Annotated in this window: 13 protein-coding genes; 10 read left to right on the forward strand and 3 right to left on the reverse strand. The window is 57.3% G+C overall.

Annotation, left to right across the window (positions count from 1 at the left end):
- The first annotated feature begins 15 nt into the window (after positions 1 to 15).
- Both ENTHG_RS20925 and ENTHG_RS20930 read left to right on the forward strand, forming a co-directional pair.
- Positions 16 to 2730: a DUF2339 domain-containing protein gene (locus tag ENTHG_RS20925; protein ID WP_044184514.1), complete on the forward strand. Its 2715-nt coding sequence runs from the start codon at positions 16 to 18 to the stop codon at positions 2728 to 2730.
- Positions 2727 to 4103, forward strand: a complete 1377-nt coding sequence (locus ENTHG_RS20930; RefSeq protein WP_044184517.1) for a DUF3999 family protein — start codon at positions 2727 to 2729, stop codon at positions 4101 to 4103. Before ENTHG_RS20925 ends, ENTHG_RS20930 begins: the two co-directional genes overlap by 4 nt.
- Here the strand turns inward: ENTHG_RS20930 and acpH are convergent, their stop codons facing one another.
- Positions 4104 to 4685, reverse strand: coding sequence for an ACP phosphodiesterase (acpH, locus tag ENTHG_RS20935; RefSeq protein ID WP_044184520.1), 582 nt, complete (start codon positions 4683 to 4685; stop codon positions 4104 to 4106).
- A 91-nt stretch (positions 4686 to 4776) separates the two neighbouring features.
- Here acpH and queA point away from each other — a divergent pair, with 91 nt between their 5' ends.
- From queA to ENTHG_RS20970, 7 genes are all read left to right on the forward strand, one after another.
- Positions 4777 to 5847, forward strand: coding sequence for a tRNA preQ1(34) S-adenosylmethionine ribosyltransferase-isomerase QueA (queA, locus tag ENTHG_RS20940; RefSeq protein WP_044184523.1), 1071 nt, complete (start codon positions 4777 to 4779; stop codon positions 5845 to 5847).
- A gap of 148 nt (positions 5848 to 5995) precedes the next feature.
- Positions 5996 to 7123, forward strand: coding sequence for a tRNA guanosine(34) transglycosylase Tgt (gene tgt, locus ENTHG_RS20945; protein WP_044184527.1), 1128 nt, complete (start codon positions 5996 to 5998; stop codon positions 7121 to 7123).
- 22 nt (positions 7124 to 7145) lie between these two features.
- Positions 7146 to 7478, forward strand: coding sequence for a preprotein translocase subunit YajC (gene yajC / locus ENTHG_RS20950; RefSeq protein WP_044184530.1), 333 nt, complete (start codon positions 7146 to 7148; stop codon positions 7476 to 7478).
- Between the two features lie 27 nt (positions 7479 to 7505).
- Complete coding sequence (gene secD, locus ENTHG_RS20955; RefSeq protein ID WP_071825917.1) at positions 7506 to 9353, forward strand: protein translocase subunit SecD; 1848 nt, start codon at positions 7506 to 7508, stop codon at positions 9351 to 9353.
- Between the two features lie 10 nt (positions 9354 to 9363).
- On the forward strand, positions 9364 to 10335 hold the full coding sequence (gene secF / locus ENTHG_RS20960) for a protein translocase subunit SecF (protein WP_044184536.1): 972 nt from the start codon (positions 9364 to 9366) through the stop codon (positions 10333 to 10335).
- 133 nt (positions 10336 to 10468) lie between these two features.
- Positions 10469 to 10816: an HNH nuclease YajD gene (gene yajD, locus ENTHG_RS20965; protein ID WP_044184539.1), complete on the forward strand. Its 348-nt coding sequence runs from the start codon at positions 10469 to 10471 to the stop codon at positions 10814 to 10816.
- A gap of 50 nt (positions 10817 to 10866) precedes the next feature.
- Positions 10867 to 12081, forward strand: coding sequence for a hypothetical protein (locus tag ENTHG_RS20970; protein ID WP_044184542.1), 1215 nt, complete (start codon positions 10867 to 10869; stop codon positions 12079 to 12081).
- Between the two features lie 141 nt (positions 12082 to 12222).
- Here ENTHG_RS20970 and ENTHG_RS20975 read toward each other — a convergent pair whose 3' ends face one another.
- On the reverse strand, positions 12223 to 13104 hold the full coding sequence (locus ENTHG_RS20975) for a nucleoside-specific channel-forming protein Tsx (protein WP_044184545.1): 882 nt from the start codon (positions 13102 to 13104) through the stop codon (positions 12223 to 12225).
- A 279-nt stretch (positions 13105 to 13383) separates the two neighbouring features.
- Entirely contained in the window at positions 13384 to 13932 is a 549-nt protein-coding gene (locus ENTHG_RS20980; protein WP_044184548.1) for a SadB/YajI family lipoprotein, read from the reverse strand.
- 151 nt (positions 13933 to 14083) lie between these two features.
- Here ENTHG_RS20980 and nrdR point away from each other — a divergent pair.
- Positions 14084 to 14413: transcriptional regulator NrdR (nrdR, locus tag ENTHG_RS20985; protein WP_044184551.1), on the forward strand; the 330-nt coding region annotated here is incomplete at its 3' end.

The raw sequence follows: 14413 nt of genomic DNA on the forward strand, positions 1-14413 counted from the left end.
AATTCAGGTGAAAACATGGATGGACTCTTACTCGTCGCATTTGCGGCGCTGTTTATGCTGGTAGTGGTTGTCCCGGTTGTAGCATTTGTTGCTTATCTGCGCAGTAATGCAGCGCGCGAGGAGCTGTCGCGCCTGCGTCAGCGCGTGGCAGCGTTAGAAGCGCGGCTGGAGGAAGGAGCCCGGCCAGCGGCGGCGCTCGCCCCGGAGGATGCTTCCCCTGTCGTGGCGGAGAGCCCCGTCGCGCCTGCGCCGGAGCCGGTTGCCCGTGCGCCTCGCATGGCGCCTGCCCCAGCACCGGTTGTTGAAGCGCCTCATGTCGAACCTGCCCCTGCCGCGCCCGTTAACGTCTGGGCAAGAGGAACGGTTGCCGCCTCTACCCCTGCGCCCACGCCCGCCACGCCACCGCCTTTATCTCCGGAGGAACCCCGCCAGGGCGGGGGGGTTATTACCTCGCTGGTTCGCTGGTTTATGCAGGGTAACCCGCTGGCGAAGCTGGGGATTATTCTGCTGTTCCTGGGCCTTGCCTTTCTGTTCCGCTACAGCGTGGAGCGTGCTCTGTTCCCGCTGGAACTGCGTCTGGCCGCCGCCGCGCTGGGGGCGATGGCGCTGCTGTTCCTCGGCTGGCGACTGCGGCATAAGCAGCCGGTTTTCGCGCTGATTTTGCAGGGTGGGGCGACCGGTGCGCTCTATCTGACGGTGTTTGGCGCGTTTCGCCTGTGGCAGATGCTGCCGATGCCGCTTGCCTTCGCCCTGCTGCTGGCGATCTGCGCGGCAAGCGTAGGGCTGGCGGTGCTGCAACGGGCGCTGAGTCTTGCAATGCTGGCAAGCCTGGGCGGCTACGCCGCGCCGCTGCTGCTCTCTACCGGCGGCGGCAGTCACATTGCGCTCTTCTCATTTTATCTGCTGCTCTCCGCTGGCATTCTGGCTATCAGCGTCTGGCAACACTGGCGCGAGCTTAATCTGCTGGGCCTGGCCTTCACCTTTGGCGTTGGCGGCCTGTGGGGAATGAGCGACTATCAACCGCAGTACTATCTGAGCTGCCAGCTGTTTCTTATTGCCAACCTGCTTATTTTTGGCGTGTTCAGCGTCGCGCTCTCCCTGAGGGCGCAGAAGCGTGAGGAACGTATTATCGACGGCGTTATGCTGTTTGCCCCACCACTGGTGGGCTTTGGCATGCAGTACGCCATGACGCAGCATATGGCATTCGGCCCGGCGATAAGCGCGCTGGGCTTCGGCGCTTTCTACCTGGCCCTGGCGATGGGCGCGTTGAAACGCTTTCCGACGGCGGGCAAACCGCTGGTGCTGGCAGCGCTGGCGCTGGGGGCGGCCTTTACCACGCTCGCTATTCCGCTGGCGCTCTCGGCGCGCTGGACGGCAATGGCCTGGGCGCTGGAAGGTCTTGGCGTGCTCTGGCTCGGGGTGATGCAAAACCAGCGTCGGATGAGCTACAGCGGCACCGGCCTGCTACTGCTGGCGCTGGGGAGCGCGCTGTGGGCGGTGAACGACGGCGTCTCCGCGCTTTCCCTGACGCTGATTTTCGCGGTGCTTAGCCTCTGCTGGCTGGTCGCCGCCTGGCTGTGGCGCGGGCTGCTTGCACAGGGCAGTCAGGCGCTGCTGGCGGGGGGCATTGTTTTCTGGGGCGTAGCGCTGTGGGGAATTGCCGCTTACGCTGCCGACAGGGCGCTGCCTGCCGTGATGCTGGCTCTGCTTGCCGTCTCAGTATGGATCTGGCGCTTCGGCGCGCAGCGGCTGCGCTGGCATGAAATGCGCCTCACCGTATGGCTGTTGTGGCCGGGGATGCTGGCGACCCTGCTCTGGCAACTGCTGGTGGAGCATCACTTGCTGGCGGCTGGCTGGCAAAATCTCGCCTGGTGCGTGGCGTTGCCCTCGGCGCTGCTGCTGCTTTACCGGCCCGGTTCGATACTCGCGCGGCCCTCTCAGGGGCTGCACATTGCGCTGTTGTGGATGGTGCTGCTCGCCGCAGGGATGGAGCTGTACTGGTTTGTCATCGGACTCCCCTGGGGGATGGATGCCTGGCGTACCGGCCTGCCGATGGCGGCGGGCGGCATTGTTATTCTGCTGCTTCATGGCGGCATTCGTCGCGGCATCTGGCCGCTGCGCGTGTGGCCTGCGCTCTATGGTCAACTGGGGCCGCTGCCGCTTATCCCGCTGTTGCTTATTCTGCTGGTGGTGGGCAATTTTCAGGACGGGCGCGTTATTCACTCTCTTTATCTGCCGCTGGTTAACCCGCTGGAAGAGGGGGCGGCCTTTGCGCTGCTCGGGCTATGGCTCTGGTGTCGGAATGCGCAGCCGCGCCTGCCTGCCACCGTCGCGCCGCAGGTTTCTTCTGCGCTACTGGCGCTGGCCTTCTGGTGGATTAACGGACTATTGCTGCGCCTGCTGGCGAACTATGGCGGCGTAGCGTGGGACAGCGACAGCCTGTGGCATTCGCGTCTTATCCAGACCAGCTTCGCGCTGTTCTGGATGCTGGCAGCGCTGGTGGTGATGCTGCTGGCGACCCGGCGCGGCTCGCGGCGTCAGTGGCTCGGCGGCGCGGCGCTGCTGGGGGTTGTGATTGTGAAATTGATGCTGGTGGATAGCGCGGGCGGCGGCGGTCTGGCGCGGGCCATTGCCTTTATTGGCGTGGCGGTGCTGGTATTGATTGTGGGGTATTTCTCTCCGTTACCGCCGAAAGAGGCGAAGGCGTTCAGCGAGGAAGAAAAATCATGAAATGGAAGATAGCATTTTTTACCGGCGCGTTATGGTGCGCGGCGCTACCGGCGCTTGCCCGTGAAGCTGCCCCGGAGTCGCCGCAGGATTATGCCTGGGGCAGGTCGCTTACGACACCGGTCTCCTCGCCCTGGTATCGGGTTTCGCTGCCCCCGCAAGTCTATGAGCAAAGCGTCTGGCCCGATCTGCGCGATGTGCGGGTTTTCAACCATCAGGGCGAGCGTGTGCCTTTTACCCTGCAGGCGCAGCAGGAGGCGCAGCCCGCGCCGAAAGAGCAGGCGTTGCGCATTTTCCCGCTTGCCGCTTCGCCCGTTGAAAAGCTTACGGATTCCGGCGAACGTATCTGGCTACGTTCGCCGGAAGGCTATGAGATCAAGCTTGAGGGCGAGCGCATTGAGGGGGTAGGTGAGAGTTACCTGCTGGCGCTGCCGGATGATATAAAAAAGGTGAACGCAACGCAGCTGCAGCTCGGCTGGGATAAACCGACAGAAAACTGGCAGGGTAAAGCGTCCCTTTACTACAGCGCCGATATGAAAGAGTGGAATTTGATGCAGGCGGATGCGCCGCTGATGGACCTTGCAAGCGGCAGCGATCGCCTGAAGCTGGACACCATCAATATCAATCTGTCGATGACCATCAATTACCCGCGCTATCTAATGCTGGTGTTTGATAAGCCACAGCTGCCGATAACCCTTACCCGCGCGGTGGTGATAGACAGCCCTGAGTCAATGAAGATAACTAACGTTGCGCTGCCAGCCGCCGGGCAGGCGCTCTCGCAGGATCGGGCACGCTATCACTGGGCCAGTCCGCAACCCCTCACCGCCATCTCGCTAAGCCTGGAAGAGGAGGGCACGCTGCCGGTGGAGATCGCCTGGCGTGCGTCCCCCAACGAGGAGTGGCGACCGCTGGCAAAAACCGTGCTGTGGAAGTTAAACGGCCAGATTCAGGAGCCGATCCCCGTCACGGTGGGTAATGTGCAGGAGATTCAGGTGACCACGGTCAACGCCCACCTGCCACAAACCCTACCGCAGATAACCGGCTTACGCGAAAGCCAGATGCTGATCTTTAACGCTCAGGGGAGCGGTCCGTTTATGCTGGCGTGGGGCAATAAAGCGGCGCAAAACGCGGCAACGGAGCTGGACGCCTTAATTCCTGCGGCCTTACGCCAGCGCCATGCGCCGGAGAGCCTGCCGGAAGCGTGGACTGGCGAAGGGGTAAAACTGGGCGGCGAGGCGCGTCTGACCGCGACATCCCCCGTAGAGCAGCGCAGCCTGTGGCTCACTGCCCTGGTATGGGGCGCGCTGGTGCTTGGCGTGCTGGCGCTGGCCTGGATGGCGCTGCGCATCTGGCGCGAGGTCAAAGAGAAGCCGTAATCAGAGCGTTCTGGCTTTTGCCTGCGCCATCATACGCGGGTAAAACTGCCAGAACTTTTCTTCCAGCGCCGGGTAGTGCTGGTCGAGGTCGGTCCATGAATCACGCAGCGCGTCGAGTCTGGGCCGACGGCTGGCCATGCCGTTGAGCACCCGCTGAATAAACGCCATCTCCTGATAACGTTCCAGCCAGCGTTCCGACCAAAGATACTCATTAAGATTCACAAAGCGCGGCGGCGCCTGCGGCAGGATTGCGCTGACCTGCGTGTGGGCATAGCGGGCAAACTCCGGTAGTGGCATTTCTGGCGACAGCTGCGCCCAGTGGCGGGAGAGAAAATGGTCCCACATCACATCCAGCGTAATGGGGGCCACCCGCCGGGTCTGGGGACGAAACCATGTTTTCGCCTCGCTGACTTCGGGGAGGTTATCGGTCAGAACGTCGATGCGGCGATGCATGAAAATACCGGCGACCACGTCGGCGGCGTACTCTTCTTCGGGATTGCCGCGCACGAAATCGGCCAGCAGATTGCCGGAAAGCGAGCTGTTAGCGAGGTGCGCGAGGTGCAGGTGAGCGAGAAAATTCATCTGTTTTGTTATCCGGGTACGGCTAGTTGTTGCAGCAAAGAGGTGTGAGCACTAGACTAAGCCGCCTGTTTTTAAGTCACGAGTATACGTCATGCGCGTCGCCGATTTCTCCTTTGAGTTGCCTGAATCCCTGATTGCCCACTATCCACAGCCTGAACGCAGCAGCTGTCGTCTGCTGTCGCTGGATGGCCCAACGGGGGCGCTGACGCACGGTACTTTCACCGATCTTCTCGACAAGCTCAATCCCGGCGACCTGCTGGTGTTCAATAACACCCGCGTTATCCCGGCGCGGCTGTTTGGCCGTAAAGCCAGCGGCGGCAAGATTGAAGTGCTGGTCGAAAGAATGCTCGATGATAAACGTATTCTGGCACATATTCGCGCCTCTAAAGCGCCGAAGCCGGGCGCTGAGCTGCTGCTTGGCGACGATGAGAGCATCAACGCCACCATGGTAGCGCGCCACGACGCGCTGTTTGAAGTGCAGTTTAACGATGCGCGCCCGGTGCTGGATATTCTCAATGCGATTGGCCACATGCCGCTGCCGCCGTACATCGACCGCCCGGATGAAGAGGCCGACCGCGAGCTTTATCAGACGGTCTATAGCGCGAAGCCGGGCGCGGTCGCGGCGCCAACCGCCGGTCTGCATTTTGACGAGCCGCTGCTGGAAAAACTGCGCCAGAAAGGCGTTGAGATGGCCTTTGTCACCCTGCACGTTGGCGCTGGCACCTTCCAGCCGGTGCGCGTTGACACCATCGAAGACCATATCATGCACTCTGAGTATGCCGAAGTGCCCCAGGTCGTAGTCGATGCGGTGCTGGCGGCGAAAGCGCGCGGCAACCGGGTCGTCGCGGTAGGCACGACTTCCGTGCGCTCCCTTGAGAGCGCGGCGCAGGCGGCGAAAAACGCGCTTATCGAACCGTTCTTCGGCGATACGCAGATTTTTATCTACCCTGGCTATCAGTACAAAGTGATCGATGCGCTGGTGACCAACTTCCACCTGCCGGAGTCGACGCTGATTATGCTGGTCTCGGCATTTGCCGGTTATCAGCACACCATGAATGCCTATAAGTCTGCGGTAGAACAAAAATACCGGTTTTTTAGCTACGGCGACGCCATGTTTATCACGTACAATCCGCAGGCTCTGAACGAGCCTATCGGCGAGTAACCGCTTTTGCTGTTCCCGGATGCGGCTCAGTCCTTATCCGGGCTACGCGTAGCCTGGGTATCCGGGAATGACGATATAACGAGGTGAGGACAGACCTCTCCTCGTAACATTAACCATCAGACTGTCTCTCTGATGCAGGAGAAAAGAAGTGAAATTTGAACTGGATACCACTGACGGGCGCGCGCGCCGCGGCCGCCTGGTGTTTGATCGTGGCGTAGTGGAAACGCCTGCTTTTATGCCGGTTGGCACTTACGGCACCGTGAAAGGCATGACCCCGGAAGAGGTTGAAGCCACCGGCGCGCAGATCATTCTCGGCAACACTTTCCACCTGTGGCTGCGTCCGGGTCAGGAGATCATGAAGCTGCACGGCGATCTGCACGACTTTATGCAGTGGAAAGGCCCCATTCTGACCGACTCCGGCGGCTTCCAGGTGTTCAGTCTGGGCGATATCCGCAAGATCACCGAGCAGGGCGTGCACTTCCGCAACCCGATCAACGGCGATCCGATCTTCCTCGATCCCGAAAAGTCGATGGAGATTCAGTACGATCTCGGCTCCGATATCGTGATGATTTTTGATGAATGTACGCCGTATCCGGCGGACTGGGATTACGCGAAACGTTCCATGGAGATGTCCCTGCGCTGGGCGAAACGCAGCCGTGACCGCTTTGACGCGCTGGAAAACCCGAACGCGCTGTTTGGCATTATTCAGGGCAGCGTTTACGAAGATTTACGCGATATCTCGGTGAAAGGTCTGGTAGAGATTGGCTTTGATGGCTACGCTGTCGGCGGTCTCGCTGTGGGCGAACCGAAAGCGGATATGCACCGCATTCTGGAGCATGTCTGCCCGCAAATTCCGGCGGACAAGCCTCGCTACCTGATGGGGGTGGGTAAACCGGAAGATTTGGTTGAGGGCGTGCGTCGCGGCATCGATATGTTTGACTGCGTGATGCCGACGCGTAACGCCCGCAACGGTCATCTGTTTGTGACCAACGGCGTGGTGAAAATCCGTAACGCGAAATATAAGAGCGACACCAATCCGCTTGACCCTGAGTGTGATTGCTACACCTGTCGCAATTATTCGCTCGCTTACTTGCATCATCTCGATCGTTGCAACGAAATATTGGGCGCGCGCCTCAATACCATTCATAACCTGCGTTACTACCAGCGCTTGATGGCGGGTTTACGTAAGGCTATTGAAGAGGGTAAATTAGAGAGCTTCGTGACCGATTTTTACCAACGTCAGGGGCGAGAAGTTCCGCCTTTGAATGTTGCTTAATTTTAATAATGAGGGAATTTGAATGAGCTTTTTTATTTCTGATGCGATAGCGGCACCCGGCGGCGCGGCGCAGGGCAGCCCGATGTCTCTGATCCTGATGCTGGTGGTGTTCGGTCTGATTTTCTATTTCATGATCCTGCGTCCGCAGCAAAAGCGCACCAAAGAGCACAAAAAACTGATGGACTCCATCGGCAAGGGCGATGAAGTGCTGACCAACGGCGGCCTGGTGGGTCGCGTCACGAAAGTGGCGGAAAGCGGCTATATCGCTATTGCCCTGAACGATACCACCGAAGTGGTTATCAAACGTGACTTCGTAGCTGCCGTTCTGCCGAAAGGCACCATGAAGGCGCTGTAATTACTTGTTTTCCCAAAGGGAACTGCCGTGTTAAACCGTTATCCTTTGTGGAAGTACCTTATGCTGGTCGTCGTGGTTATCGTCGGCCTGCTGTACGCACTTCCCAACCTGTATGGTGAGGATCCGGCTGTTCAGATCACTGGCGCGCGCGGAGCCGCCGCCAGTGAGCAAACGCTGATCCAGGTCCAGAAAACACTACAACAAGAAAAAATCAACGCGAAGTCTGTGGCACTGGAAAACGGCGCTATTCTCGCTCGCTTTGACAGCACCGACGTGCAATTGCGCGCCCGGGAAGCGCTGGTGACAGAGTTAGGCGACCAGTTTGTGGTGGCGCTTAACCTTGCGCCCGCAACGCCGCGCTGGCTGAGCGCCATTAATGCCGAACCGATGAAACTCGGTCTCGACCTGCGTGGCGGCGTCCACTTCCTGATGGAAGTCGATATGGACACCGCGCTTGGCAAACTGCAGGAACAAAATATCGACGGCCTGCGCAGCGACCTGCGCGAGAAAGGCATTCCTTACACCACCGTGCGTAAGGAAGACAACTACGGCGTCAGTATCCAGTTCCGTGATTCCGACGCTCGCGATCGGGCGAACACGTACCTTACCGCGCGTCACCGCGATCTGGTGCTTTCTAATCAGGGCGATAACGTGCTGCGGGCGGTAATGACCGACGCGCGTCTGAGCGAAGCCCGCGAATATGCCGTTCAGCAGAACATCAACATTCTGCGTAACCGTGTAAACCAGCTCGGCGTGGCTGAACCGCTGGTGCAGCGCCAGGGTGCGGACCGCATCGTGGTTGAACTGCCGGGTATTCAGGACACCGCGCGGGCGAAAGAGATTCTCGGCGCGACCGCAACGCTGGAATTCCGTCTGGTTAACAACAATGTCGATCAGGCCGCTGCCGCCGCTGGCCGTGTGCCGGGCGATTCCGAAGTGAAGCAAACGCGTGAAGGGCAGTCTGTTGTGCTTTACAAGCGCGTGATTCTCACCGGCGACCATATCACCGACTCCACCTCCAGCATGGATGAGTATAACCAGCCGCAGGTTAATATCTCGCTGGACAGCGCGGGCGGTAATATCATGTCTAACTTCACCAAGGACAATATCGGCAAGCCGATGGCGACCCTGTTTGTGGAGTATAAAGACAGCGGTAAGAAAGACGCGAACGGGCGCTCTATCCTGGTGAAAGAGGAAGAGGTGATTAACATCGCCAATATCCAGTCTCGCCTGGGTAACAGCTTCCGTATTACCGGTATCAGCAATCCGAACGAAGCGCGCCAGCTCTCTCTGCTGCTGCGTGCCGGTGCGTTAATTGCGCCGATTCAGATCGTTGAAGAGCGCACCATCGGCCCGACGCTGGGGATGCAGAACATCACTCAGGGTCTCGAAGCCTGTCTGGCTGGCCTGGCCGTCTCGATTATCTTCATGATCTTCTTCTACAAGAAGTTTGGTCTGATTGCGACCTCCGCGCTCATCGCCAACCTGGTGCTGATCGTCGGCGTTATGTCACTGTTGCCGGGGGCGACGCTGACCATGCCGGGCATTGCGGGGATTGTGTTAACCCTTGCCGTAGCGGTTGACGCCAACGTTCTGATTAACGAGCGTATCAAAGAAGAGTTGAGTAACGGGCGTACGGTGCAACAGGCCATTGATGAAGGCTACCGTGGGGCGTTTAGTTCCATTTTTGATGCGAACATCACCACGCTTATCAAAGTCCTTATCCTGTATGCGGTTGGTACTGGCGCAATCAAAGGCTTTGCAATTACCACCGGTATCGGTATTGCAACGTCCATGTTTACTGCCATTATCGGCACCCGAGCCATCGTGAACCTGCTGTACGGCGGCAAGCGCGTTAAAAAGCTGTCTATCTGAGGAGTGCGTTGTGGCACAGGAATACACTGTTGAACAATTGAACTACGGCCGTAAAGTCTGGGACTTTATGCGCTGGGATTACTGGGCTTTCGGCATCTCAGGTCTGCTGTTAATTGCCGCTATCGTTATTATCGGCGTGCGCGGCTTTAACTGGGGGCTGGACTTTACCGGCGGTACGGTTATCGAAATCACGCTGGAAAAACCGGTCGATATGGACCAGATGCGTGAAGCGCTGCAGAAGTCCGGCTTTGAAGAGCCGCTTCTGCAGAACTTCGGCAGCAGCCGCGACATCATGGTGCGTATGCCACCGGTGCACGGCGAAACCGGCGGTCAGGAGCTGGGCAGCAAAGTCGTTAAGGTCATTAATGAAACCAGCAGCCAGAATGCGACGGTTAAGCGTATCGAGTTTGTCGGCCCAAGCGTAGGGGCCGATCTGGCCCAGACCGGCGCGATGGCGCTGATTGTTGCGCTGATCTCTATCCTTGTTTACGTCGGTTTCCGCTTTGAGTGGCGTCTGGCGGCAGGGGTGGTTATCGCACTGGCACACGACGTGGTGATCACCATGGGGGTGCTGTCGCTGTTTCATATCGAGATTGACCTGACTATCGTGGCATCTTTGATGTCGGTAATCGGTTACTCGCTCAACGACAGTATCGTGGTATCGGACCGTATTCGTGAGAACTTCCGTAAAATTCGTCGCGGAACGCCTTACGAAATCTTTAACGTGTCGCTGACCCAGACGCTGCATCGTACCTTGATCACCTCCGGCACGACCCTGGTGGTCATTCTGATGCTCTATCTGTTTGGCGGCCCGATTCTGGAAGGCTTCTCGCTGACCATGCTTATCGGTGTCTCCATCGGTACTGCCTCGTCCATCTACGTGGCTTCCGCCCTGGCGCTGAAACTGGGGATGAAGCGCGAGCATCTGCTCCAGCAGAAAGTGGAAAAAGAAGGGGCGGATCAGCCGTCAATTCTGCCGTAATCTGGCTTTTCCTTAAAAACCGCAGCCCTTAGCGCTGCGGTTTTTTTATACCTGATGACGGGATCATTGCTAAAAACTCCCCAAGGCGTGAAACTGTCCCTAAACCATTACATTGAACAGGTACGTTGTTGCCATGGCGATTATCCCGAAAAACTATACGCGGCTGGAAAGCGGCTATCGTGAGAAGGCGTTAAAACTGTTTCCCTGGGTCTGCGGCCGCTGTTCCCGGGAGTTTGTCTACTCCAACCTGCGCGAGCTGACCGTGCACCATATCGATCACGATCATACCAACAACCCGGAAGACGGCAGTAACTGGGAGCTGCTTTGCCTCTACTGCCACGATCATGAACACTCAAAATATACCGAAGCGGACCAGTATGGCTCGACGGTCGTGGCGGGTGAAGATGCGCAAAAAGATATTGGCGAGGCGACATATAACCCGTTCGCCGATCTTAAAGCGATGCTGAACAAGAAAAAATAAAACTAAAGTGAAAACCACGGATGGTTTTCCAGGCAACAAGGATGTCGGCTATGAACAAACCCCACTATTTTACCTTGCGCTTTCACGGCTTTGCCGTGGGCAACGATCCCGAAAGCAGTTTTCTGCGTCTTGTTACCCGCCATCACACCTTTTATACCGATAAGCGCTTTTTCCAGGACGAGGCGGGCTTCGACCAGCTGCAGAAAGAGAGTCTGCTCCACCTTGGCACCCACCGTTTAAAAGATGGCAGCTACTGGATTGACTGGCTAACAGACGGCACAACCACCCTTGAAACCGCAGGCGCTCGCCCGTCGTTACGTTTACCGCTTGGCCGCCTGTTAACGGGCGTTCCGGCGTTTTTTATCTCGGGTTCGATGATGTTTAGCTGGGGGTTTGCTTTCCTGATGCCGCTGCTGTTCCTGGCCGTCACCATGATGCTGCTGACCTGGGGCCTGTCCGATGTTCACGCGGTCTGTTTACGCTTTTCTCCACGGGTTCGCGATCTCCAGGCCAGGCTTGAGCAGGCAAAGCGGGGTGATACCGCTTTTTGTGAAGATATAGGCCCGGCGCTGTTAAACCCGCCGTATCCCGACGCGATGCCGGAAGGCTTCTCAGACTTTGGCCCGCAGCTAAGTGAAATAAAACACACGGTCTCGGCTGTCAGAAGCGGGGAGTGGAAATCGTATGTTGCTGACAGCTCTGGCGCGGCGCTGGTCTATGTATGTCAGGGACGAGGATTATCGCTGTCATGGCGGATGGGGGATCCGGCGTTGCGCAGCCAGCTGGATAAAATTCTGCCTTTTTTCTATCGCACCCATGCGCCTTTTATCAGTCAGGGCGACCATGTGCTGACCATTTTCAACCACCATTCAAACAAAGCGATCGGCGTCTATAACTTCACCGACGGCGGCTGCTACATCGCCAATGGCAACTGGTATCGCAGCGACCAAAGCATGGCGGCTTTTTATCGGGGCGTACTGTTTATCTTCGCCCCCGGCTTGATGGCATTGATGCTGCTTTTTGGCGCGGGCTTTGCGTTGAGCGCGGGGAACGTATGGCGCTGGCATTCAGTCTGCGGGGCGCTGAAAATTATGGTTTCCGTTATCTGCACCTTTTGTGGCGCGCTGCTCGGCGGCAGTGACCTGGCTATCCAGCTTACGCGCTTACTTTCATCACGGGTCGGCCACTGGCTACGCCTGCGCAGGCGGCTTGAACAGCTGCGTCAGGAGCAACAGCGCACACCCTGGATTCAGGAGATTTGGTAATGTTCGCCACCTTTCCCCGGCGCTGCCTGTGCGTGGCGCTTCTGCTGGCGCTCGGCTACTGGCTGAGCCCGTTTACTTTTTAACAATAAAAAGGCACCGACGAGAATCTCGATCGGTGCCTGATAGTAAGCCGTAAAGGGCTTAGAAGTTATAGCCTACCACCAGGTAGCCGCCCCAGCCGGTAGAGCGCACGCTGAAATCGCCGTTACCGAAGTTCAGGCTCGCGTCGTCGTTCCACTGGCCGCCGTTGTGCCAGTAACGGGCAACGACCGAGTAATGCCAGTGATCGTAGCTCAGCGCCAGAATATGGCTGGAGGCGATGGAATCGTTGGTACGGGCGCGTTTGTTGTTCAGGTCGTGGAAGTCTTTATCGCCCAGTTCCGAACCCCAGTCGAAGTTGGTGAAGCCGATATAGCTTAACTGGCCGCCCCACAGCTGGGTAATCGGCACAAAGTATTTCACTTTGAAACGGTAGCCGTCCCACTCGTTCTCATTCGCCGCCAGGTAGTTCTGCCACTGGTATTTTGCGTAGACGTTCAGCGACAGGCTCATCGGCAGGCCGGTGTCGATATCGGTCCCCAGGCCCATATACCAGGTGCTCTGGCGGCCTGAGGCGTTACGGCCCATATCGTAGATATAGTTGTTGGCAAAATACCACTCTTTGAACGGACCAAACGCCAGGCTGGTATTGGTCAGCTTATCAATGGAGAAACGCGGTTCGATCTCCATAAACAGCGGTGAGCCGTGGTTCCAGATCCCTTTCGCGTCGGTGTTACCGCCGAAGAAGACCGGTGCGTCCATGTAGCCATAGAAATCAAACCAGTCTTTTTTAGCGAACGCTTCATATTCCAGATAGGTATCGTTGCGGATCTGCGGTCCAAAACGGGTGTGGTAGCTGCCGACGACGTTAACGCTTTGATGCCACCAGTCGGAAACATACTCCGGCTTGCTGTCTTCTGCTTGTACGACAAAGGAGGTGGAGAGAGCCAGTGCAGCGCCCGCTGCAAGTAATGTTTTAGTCATAATTATGCCACTAATGAAAGATCCCTGTCGGGAAGGAAAGGGTCGACGCATTGCGTTTCTAAATATTTCAAATTTCTGCGGGCCTATTATAAGTATCAATGCTCACAAAAATATGTGTTGTTTCACATTACCGACATATACGTAATCGATTGCGTTCACGTTTGCGTGTAATTTACGGCGGCGATTGTACTGGCGATTATCACTGTCGCCAATAAATAAAGCCCGCCGGGTGCAAACCGGCGGGCTTAAGATGTGACGAATGGAAAGAAGAAGTATCGACTACTGCTGCTGCACCATCGCAGGCTGGATGTCGTGAATGCGTACAAAACCGAGCTGTTCCGGGGTGATACCGTCAAGCTGCAGCGCGACGTCGACATCGCTCGGGGCAAGCGTGCTGGCAGGGGCGCTGATAAGCTGGTTTTTAACGTTCACTTCCTGATAGTCCTGGGTCGTACCCTGGATCTGCCCCCACTCAACGGTGCCGGTAAAGGCGGGCAGCGGCTCGTTGGATTCACCCTGAATGCGCAGGGTGGCGCGCGTGCCGTTAGCGTTTGGCGTGATATCTTTGAGGGTCATACGCAGCATGCCAAGCTGGCTGTTGAGACGGGCCGGGGTATTGGAGCCGGGCAGCAGGTAGACGCCGCTGCTGGATTTGGCGTTCAGGGCATTCTGCTGGGTGATTTTGACCGTTTCCTCATTGAGCTTCGTCATCTCTTTATTCAGGGTTTTTACATCCTGATGCAGCTGACGCACTTCGCTTTGCTGAGCGCAGGCGCTAAGGGCGAAAACGCTTCCCAGCAACAGGGATCTTAGGTAACGTCTTGTCATTGTGTCTGTTTCCTTGAACCGGTGATGGTGTAATGGTAGATCGCAACGGTGCGCTTGCCATCGATCCATTGTCTCAAAAATGTCTCGTCTTTGTTGTCATGCCAGTTCAGGTTAAAATAGATTTCAGTTAACTCACTCGTCAGGACGCCGTATGCACTGCCCATTCTGTTTCGCCGTGGACACCAAAGTCATTGATTCTCGCCTCGTTGGAGAGGGTTCATCCGTTCGCCGTCGTCGTCAGTGCCTGGTTTGCAATGAACGTTTCACTACCTTTGAAGTCGCGGAGCTGGTCATGCCCCGCGTGGTGAAAAGCAATGATGTTCGTGAGCCGTTTAATGAAGACAAGCTGCGCAGCGGGATGTTGAAAGCGCTGGAAAAACGCCCGGTAAGCGCCGATGACGTCGAAATGGCGTTGAATCATATTAAGTCACAGTTGCGCGCTACCGGTGAACGTGAGGTTCCCAGTAAAATGATTGGCAAC

Source organism: Phytobacter massiliensis JC163 (genome assembly GCF_000321045.1).
Lineage (GTDB): Bacteria > Pseudomonadota > Gammaproteobacteria > Enterobacterales > Enterobacteriaceae > Phytobacter_A > Phytobacter_A massiliensis.

Bases quoted from the DNA above. Each gene is read 5' to 3' on its own strand.
- ENTHG_RS20925 (WP_044184514.1), top strand. From the start codon at position 16: ATGGATGGACTCTTACTCGTCGCATTTGCGGCGCTGTTTATGCTGGTA.
- ENTHG_RS20930 (WP_044184517.1), top strand. From the start codon at position 2,727: ATGAAATGGAAGATAGCATTTTTTACCGGCGCGTTATGGTGCGCGGCG.
- acpH (WP_044184520.1), bottom strand. From the start codon at position 4,685: ATGAATTTTCTCGCTCACCTGCACCTCGCGCACCTCGCTAACAGCTCG.
- queA (WP_044184523.1), top strand. From the start codon at position 4,777: ATGCGCGTCGCCGATTTCTCCTTTGAGTTGCCTGAATCCCTGATTGCC.
- yajC (WP_044184530.1), top strand. From the start codon at position 7,146: ATGAGCTTTTTTATTTCTGATGCGATAGCGGCACCCGGCGGCGCGGCG.
- yajD (WP_044184539.1), top strand. From the start codon at position 10,469: ATGGCGATTATCCCGAAAAACTATACGCGGCTGGAAAGCGGCTATCGT.
- ENTHG_RS20970 (WP_044184542.1), top strand. From the start codon at position 10,867: ATGAACAAACCCCACTATTTTACCTTGCGCTTTCACGGCTTTGCCGTG.
- ENTHG_RS20975 (WP_044184545.1), bottom strand. From the start codon at position 13,104: ATGACTAAAACATTACTTGCAGCGGGCGCTGCACTGGCTCTCTCCACC.
- ENTHG_RS20980 (WP_044184548.1), bottom strand. From the start codon at position 13,932: ATGACAAGACGTTACCTAAGATCCCTGTTGCTGGGAAGCGTTTTCGCC.